This window comes from Novosphingobium aerophilum, from assembly GCF_014230305.1.
GTDB lineage: Bacteria > Pseudomonadota > Alphaproteobacteria > Sphingomonadales > Sphingomonadaceae > Novosphingobium > Novosphingobium aerophilum.
Genome location: NZ_JACLAU010000002.1, coordinates 240,353 through 261,363, shown reverse-complemented (window position 1 = coordinate 261,363; position 21,011 = coordinate 240,353). Strand labels below are relative to the sequence as shown.

Below are 21,011 nucleotides of genomic sequence, written 5' to 3'. Positions count from 1 at the left end.
GGGGCTCAGCCCCGCGCGTCCGCCATGTAGTGGCCGACATTGGTGGCCAGCACGTCCAGCGGGACATTGCCGCCATCGATCACGGCCTGGTTGAAATCCCGCAGGTCGAACCGATCGCCCAGCGCGGCCCTGGCCCGTTCGCGTTGGGCGACCATTTCGTTCTGGCCCATCTTGTAGCCGCAGGCCTGGCCCGGCCAGGCGCAATAGCGCTCCACTTCGGACACCGCGGTCGAGCCGGGCAGGCCGGTGGCCGCGGTGAATTCGGCCAGGGCCTGGTCCCGGGTCCAGCCCATCCCGTGGATGCCGGTGTCGACGATCAGCCGCACCGCGCGCCAGGCGAAGCCCTGGAGATAGCCCAGCCGTCCGGCCGGATCGTCGGCATAGGCGCCCAGCTCGTCCATCAGTTGCTCGGAATAGAGCGCCCAGCCCTCGCTGTAGGCGTTGAAGGCCAGCAGCGAGCGGATCAGCGGCATGGTATGGGTGTATTCGCCCTGCCAGACATGGCCGGGAATGCCTTCATGGAACACCAGGTCGGGGATGGTCACCCGGTTGTGCATCGTGGTGTCGCGCAGGTTGACCCAGATGCGGCTGGGGATCGATCCGTCGATCGCGCCGGCACCGCCATAGGCCGGGGGCGCGCCGATCTCCTCGGCTTCGGGCAGGCGGCGGATCTCCAGCTTGCCCGGCACCAGCTTGCGGAAGGCGCGCGGCATCTGCGCCCGGGCCCAGTCGACCCGGTCCTGCATGTAGGCGACGATCTGGCGGCGGCCCTCGTCCCCGGTGGGAAAGGCCTGCCGCGCGTCCTTCTGCAGCGCGTCGATCCGCTGCGCGATGGTGCCGGTGGTCAGCCCCTGGGACCGCAGGATTTCCTCCATGCGCGCCTGCAACTCGGCCAGCTGTTCGCGGCCCAGGCGGTGGATCTCTTCCGGTGCGCGGGTCGTGGTCGTTCCGGCGCGCAGCCCCCAGGCATACCATTGTTCACCATGCGGCCGGCCGCGCAGCCCCGCCGCGCTGGTGGCCATGGCCCGTTCCCGGCGCAGCTCGGCCAACTGGCGCTCCAGCGCGGGCACGATCCGCTGGCGCAGCAGGGCCCGCGCCTGGGCGGTCCAGGTGCCGGGGATCGTCCGCGTCTTGTCGGCGAAGCTCTTGAGCATGGTGCCGCCGTCGCCGCCCAGGGTGGCGATCGACTGGCCCATCTGGGCGATGGTCTTGTCGAGCAGGAAATCGGGCGGAACCAGTCCCAGTCCGCGAGCGGCGGCGATCCGCGCGGTCTCGCCATCCAGCTGGGGGGCCATGGCGGCCAGCCGGTCGAGCCAGGCCTGCGCATCGGCGCGGGTCTTCACCGGCTGGTCCACCTCGAGCAGGCGCGGCACGTCGATCCAGGCGCCGACGTTCTGGATCACGACATAGGGGCTGTTGCGCCAGCCGCCGATCGACACGTCGCCATAAGGCAGGGCAAAGCCGTCCAGCGCGGTGCGGTAGGCGCTCTGCACCACGGCCAGGTGAGTCATGGTGGCCGGGCTCATCACCATGCGCGGCATGCGCTGGGCAGCGGACAGGTCCTGCTTGAGCAGGGCCACGGTCCGGGCCTGTCCGGCGGGCGAGCGATCGCTGGAGCGGGCCCGCAGCGCGGCATGGGTGCCGGTGTCGAGCCCCAGCCCGGTGGCCCGTTCGGGCTCCAGCGTCATCAGGTTCCAGGCGATCCGGTCCAGCACCCGGGCGGCGAAGGCATCGCCCGGGCTCTGGGCAATTCCGGGGCTGGCGGCAAGCCCGGGGGCGGACGCGAGGGCCAGGGCGGAGCCGGTGCCGGCCAGGACCGTACGGCGGGTAACGGGATGGTTTTGCATGAAACCATGCTGCTGGCGGAACGCGGCTCTGTCAAACCCGTTCGGCGGTCCGCCCGGACGTCTTCCGCAGCGGCCCGGACCGCGCTAGAGGCGCGGCCATGCAGGATGTCGCCTTGTCGCTCGCCATGCTGATGGTTTTCGCCCTGCCGCTGGGCGCGCTGGTGCTGTGGCGCCGGGGCGGGGCGCGCAAGCAGGTGGTGCTGATGCTGGTCCTGGCCGTGGTGATGGCGGCCAATGTCGCGATCTGGGTGCTGCCCACCTCCGGCGGGTCGGCCCCGGTCAGCCGGACACCCGACTGATCCTGACCGGAGCCTGCAGCCTCAGCGGATCGGGCAGTCCGGGCTGAGGCGGAAGTCGAGATACTTGTCGACCGACAGCATCATGTCGTCGAGCTCGTTCTCGAAGAAGTGGTTGGCCCGCGGGATCTCGTCGTGGTGGATCGTGATGTGCTTCTGCGTGCGCAGCTTGTCGACCAGCTTCTGCACCGCGTTGGGCGTCACCACCGTGTCGGCGGCGCCCTGGACGATGATGCCCGAGGCGGGGCAGGGCGCGAGGAAGCTGAAATCGTACATGTTGGCCGGCGGCGCGATCGAGATGAAGCCGCGGATTTCCGGCCGGCGCATCAGCAGTTGCATGCCGATCAGCGCGCCGAACGAATAGCCGGCGATCCAGGTCGTGCTGGCCTCGGGGTGGATCGACTGGACCCAGTCGAGCGCGGCGGCCGCGTCCGACAGCTCGCCGATGCCGTTGTCGAAGCTGCCCTGGCTGCGGCCCACGCCGCGGAAGTTGAAGCGCAGCGTGGCGAAGCCGCGGGCCTGGAACGTCTTGTACAGCGCCATGGTGATGCGATCGTTCATCGTCCCGCCGGCCTGGGGGTGGGGATGAAGGATCATCGCGACCGGCGCGCGCGGCCGCGAGGCGGGCTGGAAGCGGCCTTCGAGGCGGCCTTCGGGTCCGGGGAAGATGACGGCTGGCATGGCTGTGCGGGCTCTGCTTCGGGTTGCGCCTGGTCCGCGGCGACCGGCCCTTTCGGGCGCCGGGGCGGAGGGGGCTGTGAATGGAAGGAGAGCGCTATATAGAAACCGCTGGCCTGAAAGCAACGTTTTGCCCCCGATGATCGCGAATTCGCTTTATCTTGACCATGCCGCGACCACGCCGCTGCTGCCCGCCGCGCGCGAGGCGATGCTTGAGGGGTTCGCGCGATGGGCCAATCCATCGAGTCCCCATGGCGCGGGACGGGCGGCCCGGGCCGCGCTCGAGGAGGCGCGGTCGCGGTGCAAGGCCGCGCTGGGCTGGGAGGGTGAACTGGTCTTCACCAGCGGGGCGAGCGAGGCGCTGGCGATTGCGCTGGGCCGGGCCAAGGTCGACCGGCGCATCGTCTCGGCGGTGGAGCACGACGCTGTCTGGCGGGCCGCGCCAGGGGCCGAGGTTCTCCCCATCCGCGATGGTGCGCCCGATGCCGAGGCGCTCGCTGGTCTGCTGGCGGCGCCGGGGCGGGCGATCGTCGCGGTGCAGTCGATCAATTCCGAAACCGGCACGGTGCTGCTGCCGCCGCTCGGGGATGCGGTGGTCGGGCCGGTCCGCGCCGCGGGCGGGCTGCTGCTGGCCGACTGTTCGCAGTCCGCCGGCAAGGACCCCTTGCCCGATGCCGATCTGATCGTCGTCTCCGGCCACAAACTGGGCGGCCCGATCGGGATCGGGGCGCTGCTGGTGCGCGACTGGGCCCTGCTCGAACCCAGCGGCGGGCAGGAACGGGGCTATCGTCCGGGAACCGAGAACCTGCCCGGGGCGCTGGGCCTGGCCGCCGCGCTCGAGGCGGGCGGCAGCGTGGGCTGGGCCACCACGGCGGCGCAGCGAGCGGGGTTCCGGGATGCGCTGGCCCGGCATGGCGAGGTGCTGAGCCCGGGCCGGCAGTGCAGCCACATCTTCGCCGTCGCCGCGCCGCGGATGGCCGCCAATGCGATGCTGATCCGCATGGATGCGCTGGGCTTCGCCATCTCGGCGGGCAGCGCCTGCTCATCGGGCAGCCTCAAGCCCAGCCGGGTGCTGCAGGGCTTCGGCATCGATCCGGACGTGGCGCGGCGCACGGTCCGGGTCAGCCTGGGGTGGAGCACCACGCCGGACGAGCTCGACGCCTTCGCCGCGGCCTGGGCCGAGATCGCCGGATGATCTATCTCGATCACCAGGCCACGACACCGCTGGCGCCCGAAGCGCGCGAGGCGATGCTGCCCTGGCTCGACGGGCCGGGCGGCACGGGCTTCGCCAATCCGCACAGCCCCTACCGCGCCGGTCGCGCCGCTGCCGCCGCGATCGAGGTCGCGCGCGAGCAAGTGGCCGCGCTGCTGCCCCCCGGGGGACGGGTGATCTTCACCGGCAGCGCGACCGAGGCGCTCAACCTGGCGATCAAGGGCAGCGGCGCCCGCCGCCTGGCGGTGAGCGCGATCGAGCATGCGGCGGTGCTCGACACCGCCCGGGCGGTCGATCCGCAGGCGGCCATCCTGCCGGTCGATGCCGAGGGGCTGGTCGATGCCACGGTGGACTGGCCGGACGGGACCGAGCTGGTCGCGGTCATGCAGGTCAACAACGAGATCGGCACGATCCAGCCGGTCGAGGCCCTGGCGGAACGGGCGCGGGCGGGCGGGGCCCTGTTCCTGTGCGATGCCGTGCAGGGCGCCGGCAAGCTGTCCCCACCCGCCGGGGCCGACCTGATCGCGCTGTCGGCCCACAAGCTCTATGGCCCCAAGGGGATCGGAGCGCTGTGGGTGCGCGATGGCGTCGGGCTGACCCCGCTGATCCACGGCGGCGGGCAGGAGCAGGGGCTGCGCTCGGGCACGCTGAGCCCGGCGCTCTGTGCCGGGTTCGGTGCGGCGGCGGCCCTGGCCCGCAGCAACGCCGCCACCGAGGAGCGGCATCTGGCCGCGCTGTGGGCCGAGGCGCGCGCTGCGCTCGAGGGCTTCACACTGAACGGTTCGGCCGCGCGGCGCTGGCCCGGCAACCTCAACCTGCGCCGCGAGGGGCTCGACGTTGCCCGACTTATGTCCGATTTAAGAGATATTGGCTTTTCCGCCGGCTCGGCCTGTGCCAGTGGCTCGGGGCGACCGAGCCACGTGCTCCAGGCGATCGGGTTGGACGCCAGGGCGGCCCGTGGTTCGATCCGCATCGGCTTCGGCCGCTATACGGGGATGTCGGAGGTGATCGAGGCCTGTACGCGGATGGCCGCGGCGGCCGCGGCGCAATGAAAGTCTGGCCTTCGGGAGCGTGCGATGGTTGCGGTCAGTTTCGTCAACGACAAGAGCGAGAAGGTCCCGGCCCGGGCCGAGGTCGGCCAGCGGCTGCTGGAAGTGGGACAGGCGGTCGGCATGGCGCTGGAAGGCACCTGCGAGGGGCAGATGGCCTGCTCTACCTGTCATGTCATCGTCTCGCCCGAATGGTTCGATCGCCTGCCGCCCGCCTCCGAGGACGAGGAGGACATGCTCGACCTGGCCGCGGGGGTCACCCGCACCAGCCGCCTGTCGTGCCAGATCGTGATCACCGAGGCGCTGGACGGCCTCGAGGTGCGCGTCCCGGGCGAGGCCCGCGACATCCAGCGCTTCTGATCCGGAGCGCAAGCCATCAGTTTTTAACGATATAACTTTAGTTAGTTGTTAAGGGGTCATGAGTAGACGGGTCTGGCTTGGCTGCTGGGGTAGCGGCCGCACGTCGGGGACCAGATATGACCTTTTTCCAGAAACTGCTGAACGATGAATCCGGCGCCACCGCCATCGAGTACGGCCTGATCGCCGCTCTGCTCGCCGTGGCCGTGATGACCACCGTGGCCGGCCTGGGCAGCCAGCTCAACACCACCTTCTCGCGCACGTCGTCGCGTCTGCAGGCCTCGAACGCCTGATTTGTCGGGGGTGACCCCGCCGGGATGACCCGTGCCCTGGGGAGGGCACGGGAAACCCGCTTCTTCCCCCGACCCGACAGGAAAACCCGGGGAAGACGGCGCGGCATGGCTTTCCCCATGGCGCGACCCGATGCTACGGCATCCGGCGATGCCGAGCACCACCACCGAAGAGCCCGATCCGTTCGACGCCATCGTCGATGCCCCGTTCGACAGCGCCCTGTCCGAACGGTACCTGGTCTATGCCCTGTCGACCATCACCGCGCGCTCCCTGCCGGATCTGCGTGACGGGCTGAAGCCGGTCCACCGCCGCCTGCTCTGGGCGATGCGCCAACTCAAGCTGGACCCCACCGGCGGCTTCAAGAAATCGGCCCGCGTCGTCGGCGACGTGATCGGCAAGTACCACCCGCATGGCGATGCCTCGGTCTACGATGCGATGGTCCGGCTCGCGCAGGACTGGTCGCTGCGTTATCCGCTGGTCGAAGGGCAGGGCAACTTCGGCAACATCGATGGCGATAACGCCGCTGCCTACCGTTACACCGAAGCGCGCCTGACCCGCACGGCGATCCGCCTGATGGCCGGGCTGGACGAGGGCACGGTGGATTTCGTGCCGACCTACAATGGCGAGGAGGAAGAACCCGAGATCTTCCCCGGGCTGTTCCCCAACCTGCTGGCCAACGGCGCCACCGGCATCGCCGTGGGCATGGCCACCTCGATCCCCAGCCACAACGTGGCCGAGATCGTCGATGCCACGCTGCTGCTGATCGACAATCCCCATGCCGAACACGCCCAGTTGATGGAGGTGTTCCACGGGCCCGATTTCGCCACGGGGGGGGTCGTGGTCGACAGTCCGGCGGCGATCAGCGCGGCCTATGAAAGCGGCAAGGGCGCCATCCGCGTGCGCGGCCGCTTCTCCACCGGGCGCGACGAGGCGGGGAACTGGGAAGAGACCGGGATCGAGAAGCTCGGTGGCGGCCAGTGGCAACTGGTCATTTCCGAAATCCCCTACATGCTGCCCAAGGGCAAGCTGATCGAACAGGTGGCGACGCTGATCGCCGACAAGAAGCTGCCGATCCTGGAGGACATCCGGGACGAGAGCGACGAGCACATCCGCATTGTCTTCGTGCCCAAGAGCCGCAACGTCGATCCCGATCTGCTCAAGGAATCGCTGTACAAGCTGACCGACCTGGAAAGCCGCTTCGGGCTGAACCTCAATGTCCTGGATGCGCGGCGGACTCCGGGCGTGCTGGGGCTGAAGCAGCTGCTGCAGGAATGGATCATCAGCCAGATCGATATCCTGGTGCGCCGCAGCCGCCACCGCCTGGACAAGATCGCCGCCCGGCTCGAGCTGGTCGAAGGCTATATCGTCGCCTACCTCAACCTTGACCGGATCATCGCCATCATCCGCAACGAGGATGAGCCCAAGCCGGTGATGATCGCCGAGTTCAACCTGACCGACCGCCAGGCCGAGGCGATCCTCAACATGCGGCTGCGCTCCCTGCGCAAGCTGGAGGAGATGGAGCTGCGGCAGGAGCGCGACGATCTGCTGGCCGAACAGGACGAGCTGCAGAAGCTGCTCGACAGCCCGGCCCGCCAGCGCACCCGCCTGAAGCGCGACCTGACCACGCTGCGCAAGGAATACGGCCCGGACACCCCGCTCGGCCGCCGCCGCACCACCATCGCCGAGGCCGCGCCCACCCGCGAGTTCAGCCTGGACGCGATGATCGAGAAGGCGCCGGTTACCGTCATCCTCTCGGCCCGCGGCTGGATCCGCGGGGCCAGCGGGCACGAGCCGCTCGACAAGGACTACAAGTACAAGGAGGGCGATGGCCCGGCCTTCGTGCTGCATGCCCAGACCACCGACAAGCTGCTGCTCGCCTGCGACAACGGCCGGTTCTACACGCTGGGGGCCGACAAGCTGCCCTCGGCCCGGGGCTTTGGCGAGCCGGTGCGGACCATGGTCGATATCGACGCCGCGGCGCAGATCATCGCGGTGGTGGTCTATCGGCCCAAGGCGCAACTGCTGCTGGCCAGCAACGCCGGGCGCGGCTTCGTCGCCGAAATGGACGAGCTGCTCGCCGAAACCCGCAAGGGCCGCGGCGTGATGAGCACCAAGCCCGACGTGCGCCTGACTATCGTGCGCGAGATCCCGCCCGAGCACGACCATGTCGCTGCCGTGGGCGAGAACCGCAAGCTGGTGATCTTCAGCCTGGCCGAGATGCCGGTCATGGCCAAGGGCCAGGGCGTGGCCCTGATGCGCTTCCGCGAGGGCGGCCTGTCCGACGCGACCACCCTGCGGCTGGAGGACGGCCTGAGCTGGAAGATGGGCGGCGAAACCGGCCGCACCCGGACGGAGAGCGACGTCCGCCTGTGGAAGGTCGCCCGCGGCGCGGCAGGGCGCATGCCGCCGAACGGGTTCCCGCGGGATAATAAGTTTTAGGGACGGGTGGTAGGGGGCTGGTGGTCTGTACGTTTAAGCTACAGACTGCATCTGTGGCCAAATTTGGCGCATTCGGCCTAAGTGTATGGCAAAGTGATGTTTTTGTCTATTACGACCGGAATTGTCGCGCACATTTGTAGATGGGTACTTACAGCCTACATCGCTCAAGGAAGATAGGAAGTCAAATCGAGGCGATTGGCGTGATAGTCGTCATGATGGACATTGCACAGCGTTACTAGGTTTGCTGCCTCATTGCTCCCACCCTTCGCGTGCTCTTCAATATGGTGCAATTCGAGCAGGCGACGTGGATCGTCCCTATGTGCCGCATCGCGTGTCCAACCGCAGACACGGCAACCGAACTTGTCCCGCTCTAGAACTTCGATACGAACAGAATCAGGAATCTTCCGGTCATGTTCATAGGTTTGCCGATCTTCTTCTAGTACGTAGCTCCCAACAGGCAAATCCTTCCGTCCCTGTTGCAACGTCATCACCGGCCACCCGCCCTGCGTCCGCAGCTCTCGGGTCCGTCGAGCCCATTCTTTCTTGTTGTTTGCTAGGTAGCGCAAATCTTCACCAGAGACTGGTTGACCAACGTTTGCGCGCAGGTACTCAAGGAGCTTATCCTTGACGGCAATCTTTTTCTTTCGAATTGAATTCAATCGGTGCCACCGAAAAGCGGCATCGCGGTCCTGCTCCGCCCTCACCAATGCATATTGCGTCGTCTTGATGGAAGCTGGGTCAACGCCCAGCAGATCCCTCAAAGCTTTGGCTTGCTCTGGATCATCTTCCGCCAACTGCTTAGATGTTTGGTCCCGGGATTTGATGGTGCATTATTCGACCAGGGATGGAAGGATGCACTATGGGCCAAGTTCTGCACGGGAGCGCCCGCACGACAGCGGCAGTCCGTCGAGCAATACAAGATAGTCAAGAGAGCCTGAGGGCTCTCGCCAAGCGTCACGGGATCAACCCCAAGACGGTGGCCAAGTGGCGCCAGCGCCGGTCTCTCAACGACCGGAAGACCGGACCGAAGGAGCCGAGGTCGACTGTGTTGTCGGTCGAAGAAGAGGCGATCATCGTCGCCTTCCGCAGACATACGCTCCTCGCGCTGGACGACTGTCTCTACGCCCTCCAAGCGACAATCCCCCACCTGACGCGATCCTCACTGCACCGCTGCTTCCAGCGGCACGACATCTCTCGGTTGCCCGAAGTCGAAGGCGACAAGCCGAAGCGGAGCAAGTTCCGCTCATACCCTATCGGGTACTTCCACATCGACATTGCCGAGGTCCGGACCGAGCAGGGCAGGCTGTACATGTTCGTGGCGATCGATCGGACCAGCAAGTTCGCCTTCGTCGAGCTGCACGAGAAGGCAAAGACTGCAACCGCTCGCGACTTCCTGCACCGACTGATCGCTGCCGTGCCATACAAGATCCACACTGTGCTGACCGATAACGTCCTAGGTTGGGAAGCAGCAGCGGGAAACGGCCAGCAGGTCTCGTTGCGCCGATTGTGATCGGCGCTGGTTGCGTTCTGATCCAGATGGCTTCCATCGTCAAGGAATGCGCTCTCGGCCATAGCAAACACAGGATCCAGCGGCCGAGCAGGTCGTGGTCCTCACCGTCCTTAAAATGAGATGCGGATGCCAGATGGAAGGCCCGAACATTATCTACAGGGTCGCCGTAGCGCCCTCACGGCACAGCAGAGAGGGGTCCTTCCATCTGGTGTCCGCCCGTTCGACGAACGGGCGGTACTCGGCTCCCGTCTTGATGACGGCGTGAGCGACGCGCGCCATCTTGGCGGTGAGTGCGGTCATCGCCTTGCGGCGGCGATCAGGGTCGTTGCCATGGCCGGCGACATAACGGCCAAGCTTGTCACGGAAGCTGTTGTCGCGCTGGCGGATGGCAACCTGGGTCGCCATCCAGAAGGTTCGCCGTAGCCGGGCGTTGCCGTACTTGGAGAGCTTGGTCCGCCCGCGGAATGTGCCCGACTGGCAGGTCGCCAGATCGAGGCCACAGAACTTGAGAAACTGGCGATGGTGGGCGAACCGGCGAAGGTCGCCTGCTTCGGCGAGGATGGTCAGCGCGTTGATCGGCCCGATCCCCGGAATCATGCGCAACAGCTGGTAATCGCGGTTGTCGCTCAGCATGGCGTGGGCGGTTCGTTCGATCTCGTCGCGCTGCCGGATGAGGCTCCTGGCTTGAGCGATGACCATGCGGAACATGGTGATTGCGACCGAGTTCTCGTCGATCGGCAGCGCCACCGAAGCACAGGCCGTCTCGTAGATGTCGTTGATTAACCGTGCCTTGGACACTTTGCGACCGACGAGAGACCAAGCCTCGTGCGTAAAGCCTTCCTGGCCGAGCGCCGTCATGCTGGCAGGGGTTGGGAAGCGTTCAAGCAGGGCCAGAAACCAGTCGGATCGGCTGTTGCCAGCGAAGCGCTCGATCTCAGGAAAATACAGCGGCAGATAGTGTGTCAGGATCCGATGCCAGGTCTGAGTCTTGGCCTTGGAGATGGCTTCATGGGTCTTCGACATCTCCTGCAGGTCGTTGATCCCGGCGGCCAGCGGATCGACGTAACGCTGCGTGGCACCGATCCGCAGCATGTGCAGAATCACCTGCGCATCCTTGGAATCGTTCTTGTCCCAACCATTGTGCAACGCCTCGCGGGTGCGAGCGAGGGCAACCGACGAAATCAGTCGCAGCTCGAAGCCTGCCGAGAGCAGCCGATGCGCCAGGGTGCGATGGTAGTTGCCGGTCGCCTCGAAGCCGACGACGATCGGGCGCCCTATGCAGCTGAGCTCGTCGGCGAGGCGATCGTAGTCAGCCTTGGTGGCCATGATCGTCATGCGCCGGCGGCGGCCGCCTTCGGGGCGTTCAATCAATACCTCCTGCCGGTGCTTCGACATATCGATGGCTACCAGCACGGCGTCGGCGGGGGTAGAACTGCGCTTGGTCATGGTCGGTCCGTCTCCAAAGGGTTGAGTCGACAACTTCACTTTAGAGACCTGCTGGCCGGTCATGGCCGCCTTGATGAAGCCGGCGGGCGCGACGCGCCCTTGTCTTCATCAAGGCATCGCGGCCCTGCGAGGGACCGGTTCCCAATGTGCTATGGTATCCACTTCACGACGCCGGGTGCCGGCGGCTCGGCCGTGCCGCTCATCAAGGAAGCGATCGCCAACGGTGAGCTCTTCCGTGCTCATGCCTTCGAATATGCCTGCGCCCTCAGCGACATCGATCACCGCACCACCAAGCCCAAGCATCCCTGGACCAACGGTCAGGTCGAGCGGATGAACCGCACCATCAAGGAAGCGACCGTCAAGCGCTTCTACTACGAGACGCACGACCAGCTGCGTGATCATCTCGCCAACTTCGTCGCTGCCTACAACTTCGCCAAGCGGCTGAAGACCCTGCAGGGACTCACACCATACGAGTTCATCTGCAAATGCTGGACAAAAGAACCCAACCGATTCACATCAGACCCGCACCATCAAATCCCGGGACCAAACAAGGCATTTGTCCCTTGGTTAAGTGGTCGCGACAAGCCTCCCACGGCGTCCCAAACCCCGCACCAACACCCACCCATTTTCCTACCCGCCAGCGCGATGGCACAGTTCCGCCATGACCAGCCCCGGAACCCCCGCCGATCCCGCCCCGCAACAGCCCCGCGCAGGCGGAGTGACAGTTCCTCCCATGGACCCTGTCAACCGTGTCAACCTGTTCAGCCGAAGCAGGTCTTGCCTGAACGGGTCGGGGCCGGTGGCGGCCTCAGCTCTCCACCTCCTGCGGATGGTGCGGCACCAGAATCAGCGTGCGGCCTTCCACCCGCCAGCTCGCCAGGCGTGAGAGGAAGTTCATGCCCAGCACGCTCGTCCCCTGCAGTCCCGGCGCGACCACGGCGTCGAGGTCGCGCGCCACGACATTGCCGATGCGCACCTCGCCGATGGTCACCAGCCGGGCCGGTACCGTGCCGTTGGCCGTGCGCATCAGGATCGGCTGGCGCATCGGCTGCACCGTCACCCGCGCGGCCTCGGCCACTTCGGGGGCGATCGCGGTCACGGTGGCGCCGGTGTCGACCAGGAAGCGTTGCGGCACGCCGTTGACGCTGGCCGTGACCCAGAAGTGCCCGTCGCGCGCGATCGGCACGCGGGTTTCCCGGCCGCTCACCTGCTGGGTGGGCAGGCCGAGCTGCGGCAGGCCGAAATCGACATTCTGGTTGACGCGGACGATCTGCATCACGGTCAGCAGCAGGGCCCCGAACAGGCCGATGTTGCCGATCGAGCGGACCAGCCCGCCCAGCAGCGGCGAGAGATGGCGCAGCAGGCCGCCCAGCAGCACGGTCGCCATCGACACCAGGGCGAGGGCGAGCAGCGGCTGGCTCAGCAGGTATTGTCCCAGCGGGGCGAGGTCCATGGTGCCCACCCTATCGCCGTCCCCGGCTGTCCGCAGCCTGACTCGCCAAGGCGGTGGGCCTGGTCATCGCGTCGCGAGCACGGCCTCGAGCAGGTCCCGCACCCGCTCCGGCCCCGGGAAGTCCTCGGCCAGCCACCGCGCCTCGACCGCGCGCAGCACGCGGGCCACCTCGGGCCCGGCGCCGATGCCGCGAGCGACGATGTCGCCGCCCTTCAGCGGCAGGCGCGGCACGTCCCAGCCGGTCAGCGCCGCCACGCTTCCGCCGGCCAGCAGCAGCCGGTCGCTGGCCTCGGTCAGGCCGAGCCGATAGGCGAGGGCGCGCGGTGTCGCCGGATCGGTCGGATCGCGTCCTGCGGCGGTGGCGAGCCGCTTGCGCTGCGCGGTCGACAGGCGCAGCCGCGCGCCGACCTGATCGACCAGCGGCGGGTCGGCCGGGAGCAGGGCGGCCAGGCGGCGCAGCGGATCGGGCGTGACCTGTTCGCGCCGCTCGGTCGCGGTCAGCCGGGCGAGCGGGGCGGGATCGGCCTCGGGCAGGATCACCGCCAGCACGCCCAGATCGGCCATGCGCTGCACGGTCGGGGCCGGATCGGGCAGGGCCAGCAGGTTGAGCAGTTCCATCGCCACCCGTTCGCGCGACAGGCCCTTCAGGGTCGGCGCCAGCTCGGCGCAGGCGGCCTCGGCCTCGGCGTCGGGCGGGAGCGTGCCGAACCGCGCCTGGAAGCGGAAGTACCGCAGGATGCGCAGGTGGTCCTCGCGGATCCGTTCCCGCGCCGCGCCGATGAACCGCACGCGCCGGCCGGCCAGATCGGCCAGGCCGTCGAACCAGTCGTGAATCCGGCCGCTGTCGGGATCGGCGTAGAGCGCGTTGATGGTGAAATCGCGCCGGGCGGCATCCTCGTGCCAGGCCTCGGCAAAGGCCACGGTGGCGCGGCGGCCATCGGTGCTGACATCGCGGCGCAGGGTGGTGATCTCCACCGGGCCACCGGCCAGGAGCGCGGTGACCGTGCCGTGCTCGATCCCGGTCGGGACCGTGCGGATGCCCGCCGCCGCGAGCTGCTCCATCACCGCGTCCGGGCGCAGCGGGGTGGCCATGTCGATGTCCTTCACCGGCAGGCCGAGCAGCGTATCGCGCACCGCGCCGCCGACATAGCGGGCCTGGCCGGGGCCGAGCGCGGCGACCAGCGCGGCCAGGTCGGCGCGGCGCGTCCAGTCGGCCGGGGGTAGCTCAGTCATGCCAGCTCAGCCTTCGCGAAAGATTGACGATCAGTCCGCCGGTCACGCCCCAGATGCGGTGCTCGTTCCAGACGATTTCCCAATAGGCATGCGGACGCCCCTCCCATTCGACCGGAACCTCGCGGTGATTGGCCGGATCGAGCATGAAGTCCAGCGGGGCCTCGAACCACTGGGCCACTTCGGCCGGGTTGGGAACGATCGTCACGTCGGGCGGGATCGTGGCGATGACCGGGGTGATCGCATAGCCGGTGCCGGTGAAATAGAGATCGCTCTCGCCCACCACGGTCACCGCCTCGGGCGGGATGCCCAGCTCCTCGTGCGCCTCGCGCAGGGCGGCTTCGACCGCAGTCTCCCCGGCATCGAGCTTGCCCCCGGGAAAGGCCACCTGGCCGGGATGCGCGCGCATGTTGGAGGGGCGGTGGATCAGCAGCACGCCCGGGCGCTCGCGCTCGGTGATCGCTGCCAGCACGGCAGCCGGGCGGAACCCGGTGCGATCGGGGGGCAGGCGCTGGTCGACGGTCAGCGCCACGTCGTCGCGCGCATGGCCCAGCCGGTGCCGCTCGGCCAGCCGATCGAACAGCGGGCTCACTGCGGCACCAGCGAAAAGCGCTGGCCCTGGCTGGTCACGGTCCAGTCGGGCTCGGCCAGCTCGGCCAGTTGCAGCCAGGTGCTGCGGTTGATCCGGGCCTCGCAGCCGTGGCGCACCGCCAGGTACAGCGCCGGGGCCTCGGCGCTGCCCGCGGCGCGCAGCGGATGGTCCGGCCCGGCGATGACCGTGTCGTCGGTGTTGAGCCGGAACGCCAGCGCCCCGCCGGTGGCCACGACGTCGACCGCGATGAAGGCCGCGTCGGCCACGGTGATCGCGTGGCGCTGATGCGGCGTGCAGAGCCAGTGGCGGCCTTCGGCGTCGCGCACCAGCAGGCTGGAAAAGGCGCGCACCATGGCGGGGCGGGTGATCCGCCCGCCCTCGTGGTACCAACTGCCGTCGGCGTGGATCGCGATCCCGCTCTCCACCGTCTCGGCGGGGGTCCATTCGCCGATGGGCGGCACCTTCCGTTCGGCGACCAGGGCCGCGATCTCGGTCAGCGACAGGGCGGCGAGTTCGGGCGGCGGGGTATAGGGCATGGCGGCGCGATGCCAGATCGGATCAGCGGCGCCAAGGCCCCAGCATGCCCCGTTCGGGCAGGATCGCCGGATTGTCGCAGCGCGCCAGCAGGCGGCGCGGCTCGAACGGACCGGGCAGGTCCCAGCCGCCGGTGTGGGCGTTGGAGAAGCCGAAGAACCGGCCGTAGTATTCGGGATCGCCGATCATCACCTGCGGCAGCGGCGCCTGCGGGCTCAGCGCGGCGAGCGCGGCGGTCATCAGCGCCTTGCCATAGCCGGCGCCCTGCTGCTCGGGCAGGACCGCCACGGGGCCGACCATGATCAGCGGATGGGCGCGGCCGTTGGGATCGGTCAGGGCGACCGGCCAGCACTGGATCGTCCCGACCAGATGCTCCTCGCCATCCAGCGCGGCGAAGGACAGGCCGGGCAGCCAGTCCATCCCGTCGCGCACCTTGTAGGCGGTCCGCTGGTGCCGGCCGGGCTCGAACGCCCGATCGAGCAGGTCCTCGATCAGGGCAGGGTCGACCGCGTCGAGCGGGATCAGGTTGGCGGCCTGGGTCATAGGTCGGGGGCGGATAGGGCCAAGCGCCCGGCCGTGCAACGAATCTCTTGCCCCCCGGGCGACCGGCGGGCGATAGGCAGCGGCATGGATGATCGCCGCCCGGCCTGCCCCGGTTCCCTGCCCGAACGGATCGTGGTCGGCGTCGACGAGGCGGGGCGCGGGCCGCTCGCGGGGCCGGTGGTCGCCGCCGCGGTGGTGCTGTGCCGCCCGCGCCCGGGCGGACTCGACGATTCCAAGAAGCTGACCCGCGCGGCCCGCGCCCGGCTGGACGAACAGATCCGCCGTCGCTGCCACTGGGCCCTGGGCGTGGTCGAGGCCGAGGAGATCGACCGGATCAACATCTTCGCCGCGACGATGCGTGCCATGACCATGGCGGTCGCGGGACTGTGCAACCAGCTCGGCCGCGATCCCCACGAGGTGCTGATCGACGGCAACCTCACCCCCCAGGGCCGCCAGCCCGACTGGCGTTGGCCGGCGCGCGCGATCGTCGGCGGGGACGCGATCGAGCCCTGCATCTCGGCCGCCTCGATCATCGCCAAGGAACACCGCGACGCGGTGATGCGCGAACACGCGCTGCGCCATCCCCACTATGGCTGGGAACGCAATGCGGGCTACGGCACTCCGGAGCATCTGGCCGCGCTGCGCGAACATGGCCCCAGTCCGCTGCACCGCCGCAGCTTCGCCCCGGTGGCCCAGCTGGCGCTGTTCTGACCCGCGAAACCTGCCCGGCCCGGGGCGGGCAAGGGCCGGGCCGACGATTTTTGGCCGGGAGCCCGCACGCCACATCTGGTGGCCCGGGCCAGCAGACAGGCTCAACATGTGGTGCCGGACTCGTTCCGTTCTCACCCCTTGAGTGGTGCGACTCGCCGGATTCTGGCGAGTCGTGGCTTGACGACGACTCTGTGATGACTCACCATAGGGAGACTTTTCCACAGGGGGTTGCAGGGATCATGGCCGAGCTGATGCTCAAGGAACGGAACGCGGGCACGCGAACCCGGGCGCGGAGCGCGGGGCGTGGACCCCGGGACGTACAGGTGGCCTTGCCGGTCGGCCAGATCCTCGCGGGGGACTGCATCTCGGCGATGCGCTCGCTGCCGAGCGCCAGCGTCGACATGGTCTTCGCCGATCCGCCCTACAACCTCCAGCTCGGCGGCGATCTCAACCGGCCCGATGGCAGTCACGTCGATGCCGTGACCGATCACTGGGACAAGTTCGACAGCTTCGCCGCATACGACACCTTCACCCGCGAATGGCTGGCCGAGGCGCGCCGCGTGCTCAAGCCTACCGGCTCGCTGTGGGTGATCGGCAGCTACCACAACATCTTCCGGGTCGGCGCCATCCTGCAGGACATGGGGTTCTGGATCCTCAACGACATCGTCTGGCGCAAGGCCAACCCGATGCCCAATTTCAAGGGGACCCGGTTCACCAATGCGCACGAAACGCTGATCTGGGCGAGCATGGGCGAAAAATCGCGCTACACCTTCAATTACCGGGCGATGAAGACGCTCAATGACGAATTGCAGATGCGGTCGGACTGGGTCCTGCCGATCTGTTCGGGGCAGGAACGGCTCAAGAAGGGCGGGGCGAAGGTTCATCCCACCCAGAAGCCCGAGGCGCTGCTCTATCGGGTGATGCTGGCCACCACCAACAAGGGCGACGTGGTGCTCGACCCGTTCTTCGGCACCGGCACCACCGGAGCGGTCGCCAAGCGCCTCGGTCGCCAGTGGATCGGCTGCGAGCGCGAGAGCGCGTACCGCGAGGCTGCGCTCGAGCGGATCGAGCTAGCCCTGCCGCTCGACGAGAGCGCAATCACCACGATGCAAAGCCCCAAGGCCGCGCCGAAGGTGGCCTTCGGGACCCTGGTGGAGACCGGCTGGATCCAGCCGGGCAGTGTGGTCTGCGACAAGAAGCGGCGCTTCGTGGCGCTGGTCCGGGCCGATGGCTCGCTCGATACCGGGGCCGACAGCGGCTCGATCCACGGCCTTGGCGCCAAGCTGCAAGGCGCGCCTTCGTGCAACGGCTGGAGCTTCTGGCACATCGAGCACGAAGGCCAGTTGAAGCCGCTCGACGATATCCGTCAGTTGTACCTGCTGGCCACCGAACCCTGAAATGCCGATCGGCGATGCTCTGGTGGTGATCCTGCACACCTTGCGGGACCCGCGGTTGGCGCGTGCCCGGCAGCGCATGGCCGGTCCGCTCGCACGGCTGGCCGGGCCGCGCCGGCGCGGGCCCGCGCGGTTTCGCCGCGCCCCGCGCTGATCGCGCTTCTGCCCGCGGCGCGGCGCGGCTAAGGACCGGTCATGACCCGTTACTACCTTCGCCCGACCGCCCTTGCCGAGAGCCCGCAGAGCGAGGAAGGCGCCGCCATCCGGCTCGGCGGGGGGCTGGTCTATGCCAGCCGGTTCGCCCTGGTCCAGCGGGAGGCCGGGCGGGTGGTCCGGCGCGATCTGCTCTCGGTCCGGGACATCGAGGCGCGACTGGACGACTGGCCCGAGGCCGTGCGGACCCAGTGGGACAACCTGCGCCGGGTCCATCCGCCGCTGCAACTGGGGGAGCGGACGATCCGCCTGGACCAGCCGCAGGTCATGGGCATCCTCAACGTGACGCCCGACAGCTTTTCCGACGGCGGGGCCTTCATGGACCGGCCCGAGGTTGCGCTGGCTCATGCCGCCGCCATGCTCGAGGCGGGAGCCGCGCTGGTCGACGTGGGCGGGGAGTCCACCCGGCCGGGCGCGGCGGCGGTGTGGGAAGGCGATGAGATCCAGCGCGTCGTGCCGGTGGTGCAGGGGCTTGCCGCCATGGGCGCCGCGATCAGCGTCGACACCCGTCGCGCCGCGGTGATGGAGGCGGCCCTGGCCGCCGGAGCCCACCTGTTCAACGACGTGTCCGCGCTGCGCCACGATCCGCGCAGCCTCGATCTTGCCGCCCGCAGCGGCGCGCCGGTCGTGCTGATGCACGCACCGGGCGAGGGCGAAGACCTCCACGCCAACGGCGCTTATGCCGACGTGGTGCTCGACGTGTTCGACTGGCTGGAGGCGCGCCGCGATGCCGCGCTGGCGGCGGGTATCGCCCGGGACAGGATCGTGCTGGATCCCGGTATCGGTTTCGGCAAGTCGCTGGCCGATAACCTGGCATTGCTGAACGCGCTGCCGCTGTTCCACGCGCTGGGCCAGCCGTTGCTGGTCGGCGCCAGCCGCAAGCGGATGATCGGCGCCCTGTCGAACGAGGCGCCGGCGGATCAACGGCTGGGCGGTTCGCTAACCCTGGCGCTCAAGGCCATGGACGCCGGCGTGCAACTCCACCGGGTCCACGATGCCGCTCCCACGGTGCAGGCGGCCCGGGTCTGGCGCGGGATGCGCGACGCGGCGCTAACCGACTTCGCGCAGCTCCCACTTTGATCGCGTCGACCGGGATGCGGTGAGCGGGGGCGCACTGGGGTCATCCTCGCCCGGCTTCGTGTCCACTTCCGGTCCGGTGTCGCAGTGCTGCCGATCCGCCGGAGCCGGCACGCGCGGGTCCATGTCCTCCGCGGTCGGAATCAGCTCCCAGCCGGTCAGCAGGGTTCCGGCCGGTTCGTTGATGCTGAGAATGCCCATGGCTCTTTCCGTTGTTTGACAGGACGGAAATGGGACAATCGGCATTGTGTTCCAGATTGTTCGCGTGGCTTGCGAAGAAACAGGATGAACTCAGCGCGATCGGTCGTCTGTCCTGCGCCACAGCGCGATCACGACACCGGCCGGGATCACGACCGACACCAGGCAGGGGATCAGCAGCAGCCAGAAGTGCTCGGGTTCAGCCGTGCGGGACCATGTCTGACCGTGCTTGTCGGTGATGGCGCCGTCCCGCAAGGCGAGGCCGATCCGCGTGGCCGAGATGACGACGGTCAGCATGAGCAGGATCGCAAGCACCCGGCTCGCGGTCGATCTTGAATTGCGGTCGGGGTGAGGGTCGCTCACGCGGCGCTGTCGATGCCGAGGTCGGAGAGCTTGCGGTACAGCGTCGACCGGCCAATTCCCAGCCGCCGGGCCACTTCGGTCATGCGGCCGCGATAGTGGCCGATGGCCAGGCGGATGACATCGGCCTCGATCTCTTCCAGGGGCCGCAAGTTGCCGTCCGGGGTGTAGAGCAGCACGCCAGGCGAGCCATGCACCGCCTGGTTGCCGGGGGTGACGGGCTGATCGACGCCCAGCATGGTCGAAAGCTGCGGGAAGTCCTCGGCGGTCAGGCCATCGCCGTCGCAGAACACCGCGGCGCGGAACAGGACGGCCTGCAATTGTCGCACGTTGCCGGGCCAGTCATAGGCCGACAGCAGCGACAGGGCGCTGTCGGTGATCGACAGGCGGCGCAGCCCGGGCTGTTCGCCGATACGGGCCAGGAAGTGCCGGGCCAGCGCCGGGATGTCCTGCGCCCGCTCGCGCAGCGGTGGCAGCGTGAGGGTGACCTGGGCCATCGCCTCGTGCAGTTCCGACATGAAGTGTCCGCCGGCGACCAGGTCCTGCAGGGGCAGGTTGCTCGCCGCGATCATGCGCACGTCGATGCGGAACGAATGGCGCGCGCCGATCGGACGGACATCGCCCCGGGCGAGCGATTCGGCGAGCCGTTCCTGCACGGGGGCCGGCAGCCGGTCGATCTCGTCGAGCACCAGGGTGCCGCCGTCGCATTGCTGGATCGCCCCGACCAGGCGGTCGAAGGCGCCGGGGAAGGCGCCCTTTTCGTGCCCGAACAGGACCGATTCGATGGCGTTGGCGGGCACGGCTCCGATATTGACCATGCGGAACGGCGCCTTGGCCCGCGGGCTGGCGGCGTGCATCGCCCGGATCAGCATTTCCTTGCCGGTCCCGCTTTCGCCCTCGATCAGCACATGGTTGTGCCCGCGCGCCGCCTTGGCGGCGACGGCCAAAGCGGCACGGAAGGTCGGAGCGGCGCCGATCATCGCGTCGAAATCGGGCTTGCCCGGCATCTTCTCGGTCAGCGGGGCCAGCTCGTCGCGGGGCATGCCCTTGGTGGTCGCTGCCCGCAGCGCCTGCATCAGACGCTCCGGAGCCACCGGTTTGATCAGGTAGTCGGTCGCCCCGGCGCGCATCGCCTCGACCGCCAGCAGCGGCGAGGAGCTGGTGGTGAGCATCAGGATCGGCAGGGCCGGGCGGCGGGCCTTGAGTTCGGCGATCAGGGCGCAGGCCTCGTCGCCGGGGACCCACTGGTCCAGGATGATGGCGGACAACTGCATGCCCTGCCGGGTGCCCAGCGTGGCGATCGCGGTTTCCGGATCGCGGACGACCAGCGTGCGCCAGCCTTCCCGACCCGCCAGGGCCGTGATCAGGCGGCTTTGCGCCGGCTCGTCGTCGATCAGCATCAACAGGCGCTGTTCGAACTCAGCGATCGATGGTGTCTGGTTCCCTCGCACGGCGGAAGTCTTAGCGCATGAGGGTAAAAACCAGCTTAAAGATCAGGGGGGGCTATCGACTCTTGAGCGGGAACCCGCTGCAGGATAGAGGCTTCGGCGAAACAAGCCGCAGCAGGCCCCCCAAGGGGT

General features: G+C 68.4%; 20 protein-coding genes and 3 pseudogenes. 11 read left to right on the top strand and 12 right to left on the bottom strand.

Annotated elements, in window-relative coordinates; all coding sequences use genetic code 11:
* Window positions 1-5 precede the first annotated feature (5 nt).
* Window positions 6-1,847 (bottom strand): DUF885 domain-containing protein, encoded by a 1,842-nt coding sequence (locus H7F49_RS03455; RefSeq protein ID WP_235981700.1) that lies wholly within the window; start codon window positions 1,845-1,847, stop codon window positions 6-8.
* A gap of 98 nt (window positions 1,848-1,945) precedes the next feature.
* On the opposite strand from H7F49_RS03455, the gene H7F49_RS03450 reads away from it, so the two are divergent.
* The gene (locus H7F49_RS03450; RefSeq protein WP_185682150.1) at window positions 1,946-2,146 is read left to right on the top strand and encodes a hypothetical protein; all 201 of its coding nucleotides are present in this window, start codon (window positions 1,946-1,948) and stop codon (window positions 2,144-2,146) included.
* Window positions 2,147-2,167: 21 nt separating this feature from the next.
* Here the strand turns inward: H7F49_RS03450 and H7F49_RS03445 are convergent, their stop codons facing one another.
* The gene (locus tag H7F49_RS03445; RefSeq protein ID WP_185682149.1) at window positions 2,168-2,824 is read right to left on the bottom strand and encodes an alpha/beta hydrolase; all 657 of its coding nucleotides are present in this window, start codon (window positions 2,822-2,824) and stop codon (window positions 2,168-2,170) included.
* Between the two features lie 136 nt (window positions 2,825-2,960).
* On the opposite strand from H7F49_RS03445, the gene H7F49_RS03440 reads away from it, so the two are divergent.
* The 5 genes from H7F49_RS03440 to parC all read left to right on the top strand — a co-directional run bounded on the left by H7F49_RS03440 (window position 2,961) and on the right by parC (window position 8,170).
* The gene (locus tag H7F49_RS03440) at window positions 2,961-4,016 is read left to right on the top strand and encodes an aminotransferase class V-fold PLP-dependent enzyme (protein ID WP_185682148.1); all 1,056 of its coding nucleotides are present in this window, start codon (window positions 2,961-2,963) and stop codon (window positions 4,014-4,016) included.
* On the top strand, window positions 4,013-5,086 hold the full coding sequence (locus H7F49_RS03435) for a cysteine desulfurase family protein (protein ID WP_185682147.1): 1,074 nt from the start codon (window positions 4,013-4,015) through the stop codon (window positions 5,084-5,086). Before H7F49_RS03440 ends, H7F49_RS03435 begins: the two co-directional genes overlap by 4 nt.
* A gap of 24 nt (window positions 5,087-5,110) precedes the next feature.
* Window positions 5,111-5,443: a 2Fe-2S iron-sulfur cluster-binding protein gene (locus H7F49_RS03430; protein WP_185682146.1), complete on the top strand. Its 333-nt coding sequence runs from the start codon at window positions 5,111-5,113 to the stop codon at window positions 5,441-5,443.
* A gap of 116 nt (window positions 5,444-5,559) precedes the next feature.
* Window positions 5,560-5,733, top strand: a complete 174-nt coding sequence (locus H7F49_RS03425; RefSeq protein ID WP_185682145.1) for a Flp family type IVb pilin — start codon at window positions 5,560-5,562, stop codon at window positions 5,731-5,733.
* A 148-nt stretch (window positions 5,734-5,881) separates the two neighbouring features.
* Window positions 5,882-8,170 carry a DNA topoisomerase IV subunit A gene (gene parC, locus H7F49_RS03420; RefSeq protein WP_185682185.1) on the top strand — a complete coding sequence of 763 codons (2,289 nt, stop codon included), beginning with the start codon at window positions 5,882-5,884 and terminating at the stop codon, window positions 8,168-8,170.
* A 164-nt stretch (window positions 8,171-8,334) separates the two neighbouring features.
* Here the strand turns inward: parC and H7F49_RS03415 are convergent, their stop codons facing one another.
* Entirely contained in the window at window positions 8,335-8,964 is a 630-nt protein-coding gene (locus H7F49_RS03415; RefSeq protein WP_185686732.1) for an HNH endonuclease, read from the bottom strand.
* A 65-nt stretch (window positions 8,965-9,029) separates the two neighbouring features.
* Between H7F49_RS03415 and H7F49_RS03410 the strand changes: the two are divergent.
* Window positions 9,030-9,620 (top strand): annotated as a pseudogene (locus H7F49_RS03410) (DDE-type integrase/transposase/recombinase); the annotation flags it as partial.
* Window positions 9,621-9,829: 209 nt separating this feature from the next.
* Here the strand turns inward: H7F49_RS03410 and H7F49_RS03405 are convergent.
* A pseudogene (locus H7F49_RS03405) lies at window positions 9,830-11,126 on the bottom strand (IS110 family RNA-guided transposase).
* A gap of 240 nt (window positions 11,127-11,366) precedes the next feature.
* On the opposite strand from H7F49_RS03405, the pseudogene H7F49_RS03400 reads away from it, so the two are divergent.
* Window positions 11,367-11,675 (top strand): annotated as a pseudogene (locus tag H7F49_RS03400) (integrase core domain-containing protein); the annotation flags it as partial.
* 259 nt (window positions 11,676-11,934) lie between these two features.
* On the opposite strand, the gene H7F49_RS03395 reads toward H7F49_RS03400, so the two are convergent.
* The 5 genes from H7F49_RS03395 to H7F49_RS03375 all read right to left on the bottom strand — a co-directional run bounded on the left by H7F49_RS03395 (window position 11,935) and on the right by H7F49_RS03375 (window position 15,478).
* Window positions 11,935-12,579 carry a retropepsin-like aspartic protease family protein gene (locus tag H7F49_RS03395; RefSeq protein ID WP_185682143.1) on the bottom strand — a complete coding sequence of 215 codons (645 nt, stop codon included), beginning with the start codon at window positions 12,577-12,579 and terminating at the stop codon, window positions 11,935-11,937.
* Window positions 12,580-12,642: 63 nt separating this feature from the next.
* A complete protein-coding gene (locus H7F49_RS03390; RefSeq protein ID WP_185682142.1) occupies window positions 12,643-13,812 on the bottom strand; it encodes a CCA tRNA nucleotidyltransferase in 1,170 nt (389 codons plus the stop codon).
* Window positions 13,805-14,401 carry a CoA pyrophosphatase gene (locus H7F49_RS03385; protein ID WP_328806493.1) on the bottom strand — a complete coding sequence of 199 codons (597 nt, stop codon included), beginning with the start codon at window positions 14,399-14,401 and terminating at the stop codon, window positions 13,805-13,807. Before H7F49_RS03385 ends, H7F49_RS03390 begins: the two co-directional genes overlap by 8 nt.
* Window positions 14,398-14,937, bottom strand: a complete 540-nt coding sequence (locus H7F49_RS03380) for a DUF1285 domain-containing protein (protein WP_185682141.1) — start codon at window positions 14,935-14,937, stop codon at window positions 14,398-14,400. The genes H7F49_RS03385 and H7F49_RS03380 overlap by 4 nt, the downstream gene beginning before the upstream one ends.
* Window positions 14,938-14,959: 22 nt before the next feature.
* Entirely contained in the window at window positions 14,960-15,478 is a 519-nt protein-coding gene (locus H7F49_RS03375; protein WP_185682140.1) for a GNAT family N-acetyltransferase, read from the bottom strand.
* A gap of 84 nt (window positions 15,479-15,562) precedes the next feature.
* Between H7F49_RS03375 and H7F49_RS03370 the strand changes: the two genes are divergently transcribed.
* The 3 genes from H7F49_RS03370 (at window position 15,563) to folP (ending at window position 18,876) form a co-directional block, all read left to right on the top strand.
* Window positions 15,563-16,189, top strand: a complete 627-nt coding sequence (locus H7F49_RS03370) for a ribonuclease HII (protein WP_185682139.1) — start codon at window positions 15,563-15,565, stop codon at window positions 16,187-16,189.
* A gap of 239 nt (window positions 16,190-16,428) precedes the next feature.
* A complete protein-coding gene (locus H7F49_RS03365; RefSeq protein ID WP_185682138.1) occupies window positions 16,429-17,586 on the top strand; it encodes a site-specific DNA-methyltransferase in 1,158 nt (385 codons plus the stop codon).
* A gap of 192 nt (window positions 17,587-17,778) precedes the next feature.
* Entirely contained in the window at window positions 17,779-18,876 is a 1,098-nt protein-coding gene (gene folP, locus H7F49_RS03360; RefSeq protein ID WP_185682137.1) for a dihydropteroate synthase, read from the top strand.
* On the opposite strand, the gene H7F49_RS03355 is transcribed toward folP, so the two are convergent.
* The 3 genes from H7F49_RS03355 to H7F49_RS03345 form a co-directional block, all read right to left on the bottom strand.
* On the bottom strand, window positions 18,847-19,074 hold the full coding sequence (locus tag H7F49_RS03355; protein ID WP_185682136.1) for a hypothetical protein: 228 nt from the start codon (window positions 19,072-19,074) through the stop codon (window positions 18,847-18,849). The two genes, folP and H7F49_RS03355, sit on opposite strands and share 30 nt — an antisense overlap.
* Window positions 19,075-19,164: 90 nt before the next feature.
* Window positions 19,165-19,368, bottom strand: a complete 204-nt coding sequence (locus tag H7F49_RS03350) for a hypothetical protein (protein WP_185682135.1) — start codon at window positions 19,366-19,368, stop codon at window positions 19,165-19,167.
* 62 nt (window positions 19,369-19,430) lie between these two features.
* Window positions 19,431-20,831: a sigma-54-dependent transcriptional regulator gene (locus H7F49_RS03345; RefSeq protein WP_214647632.1), complete on the bottom strand. Its 1,401-nt coding sequence runs from the start codon at window positions 20,829-20,831 to the stop codon at window positions 19,431-19,433.
* Between the last annotated feature and the right edge of the window lie 180 nt (window positions 20,832-21,011).

Excerpts from the sequence above, each read along its gene's own strand:
- H7F49_RS03350 (WP_185682135.1), bottom strand. The coding sequence starts at position 19,368 with ATGCTGACCGTCGTCATCTCGGCCACGCGGATCGGCCTCGCCTTGCGG.
- parC (WP_185682185.1), top strand. The coding sequence starts at position 5,882 with ATGCCGAGCACCACCACCGAAGAGCCCGATCCGTTCGACGCCATCGTC.
- H7F49_RS03355 (WP_185682136.1), bottom strand. The coding sequence starts at position 19,074 with ATGGGCATTCTCAGCATCAACGAACCGGCCGGAACCCTGCTGACCGGC.
- H7F49_RS03365 (WP_185682138.1), top strand. The coding sequence starts at position 16,429 with ATGGCCGAGCTGATGCTCAAGGAACGGAACGCGGGCACGCGAACCCGG.
- folP (WP_185682137.1), top strand. The coding sequence starts at position 17,779 with ATGACCCGTTACTACCTTCGCCCGACCGCCCTTGCCGAGAGCCCGCAG.
- H7F49_RS03445 (WP_185682149.1), bottom strand. The coding sequence starts at position 2,824 with ATGCCAGCCGTCATCTTCCCCGGACCCGAAGGCCGCCTCGAAGGCCGC.
- H7F49_RS03435 (WP_185682147.1), top strand. The coding sequence starts at position 4,013 with ATGATCTATCTCGATCACCAGGCCACGACACCGCTGGCGCCCGAAGCG.
- H7F49_RS03440 (WP_185682148.1), top strand. The coding sequence starts at position 2,961 with ATGATCGCGAATTCGCTTTATCTTGACCATGCCGCGACCACGCCGCTG.
- H7F49_RS03370 (WP_185682139.1), top strand. The coding sequence starts at position 15,563 with ATGGATGATCGCCGCCCGGCCTGCCCCGGTTCCCTGCCCGAACGGATC.
- H7F49_RS03455 (WP_235981700.1), bottom strand. The coding sequence starts at position 1,847 with ATGCAAAACCATCCCGTTACCCGCCGTACGGTCCTGGCCGGCACCGGC.
- H7F49_RS03425 (WP_185682145.1), top strand. The coding sequence starts at position 5,560 with ATGACCTTTTTCCAGAAACTGCTGAACGATGAATCCGGCGCCACCGCC.
- H7F49_RS03345 (WP_214647632.1), bottom strand. The coding sequence starts at position 20,831 with ATGCTGATCGACGACGAGCCGGCGCAAAGCCGCCTGATCACGGCCCTG.
- H7F49_RS03395 (WP_185682143.1), bottom strand. The coding sequence starts at position 12,579 with ATGGACCTCGCCCCGCTGGGACAATACCTGCTGAGCCAGCCGCTGCTC.
- H7F49_RS03430 (WP_185682146.1), top strand. The coding sequence starts at position 5,111 with ATGGTTGCGGTCAGTTTCGTCAACGACAAGAGCGAGAAGGTCCCGGCC.
- H7F49_RS03390 (WP_185682142.1), bottom strand. The coding sequence starts at position 13,812 with ATGACTGAGCTACCCCCGGCCGACTGGACGCGCCGCGCCGACCTGGCC.
- H7F49_RS03375 (WP_185682140.1), bottom strand. The coding sequence starts at position 15,478 with ATGACCCAGGCCGCCAACCTGATCCCGCTCGACGCGGTCGACCCTGCC.
- H7F49_RS03450 (WP_185682150.1), top strand. The coding sequence starts at position 1,946 with ATGCAGGATGTCGCCTTGTCGCTCGCCATGCTGATGGTTTTCGCCCTG.
- H7F49_RS03380 (WP_185682141.1), bottom strand. The coding sequence starts at position 14,937 with ATGCCCTATACCCCGCCGCCCGAACTCGCCGCCCTGTCGCTGACCGAG.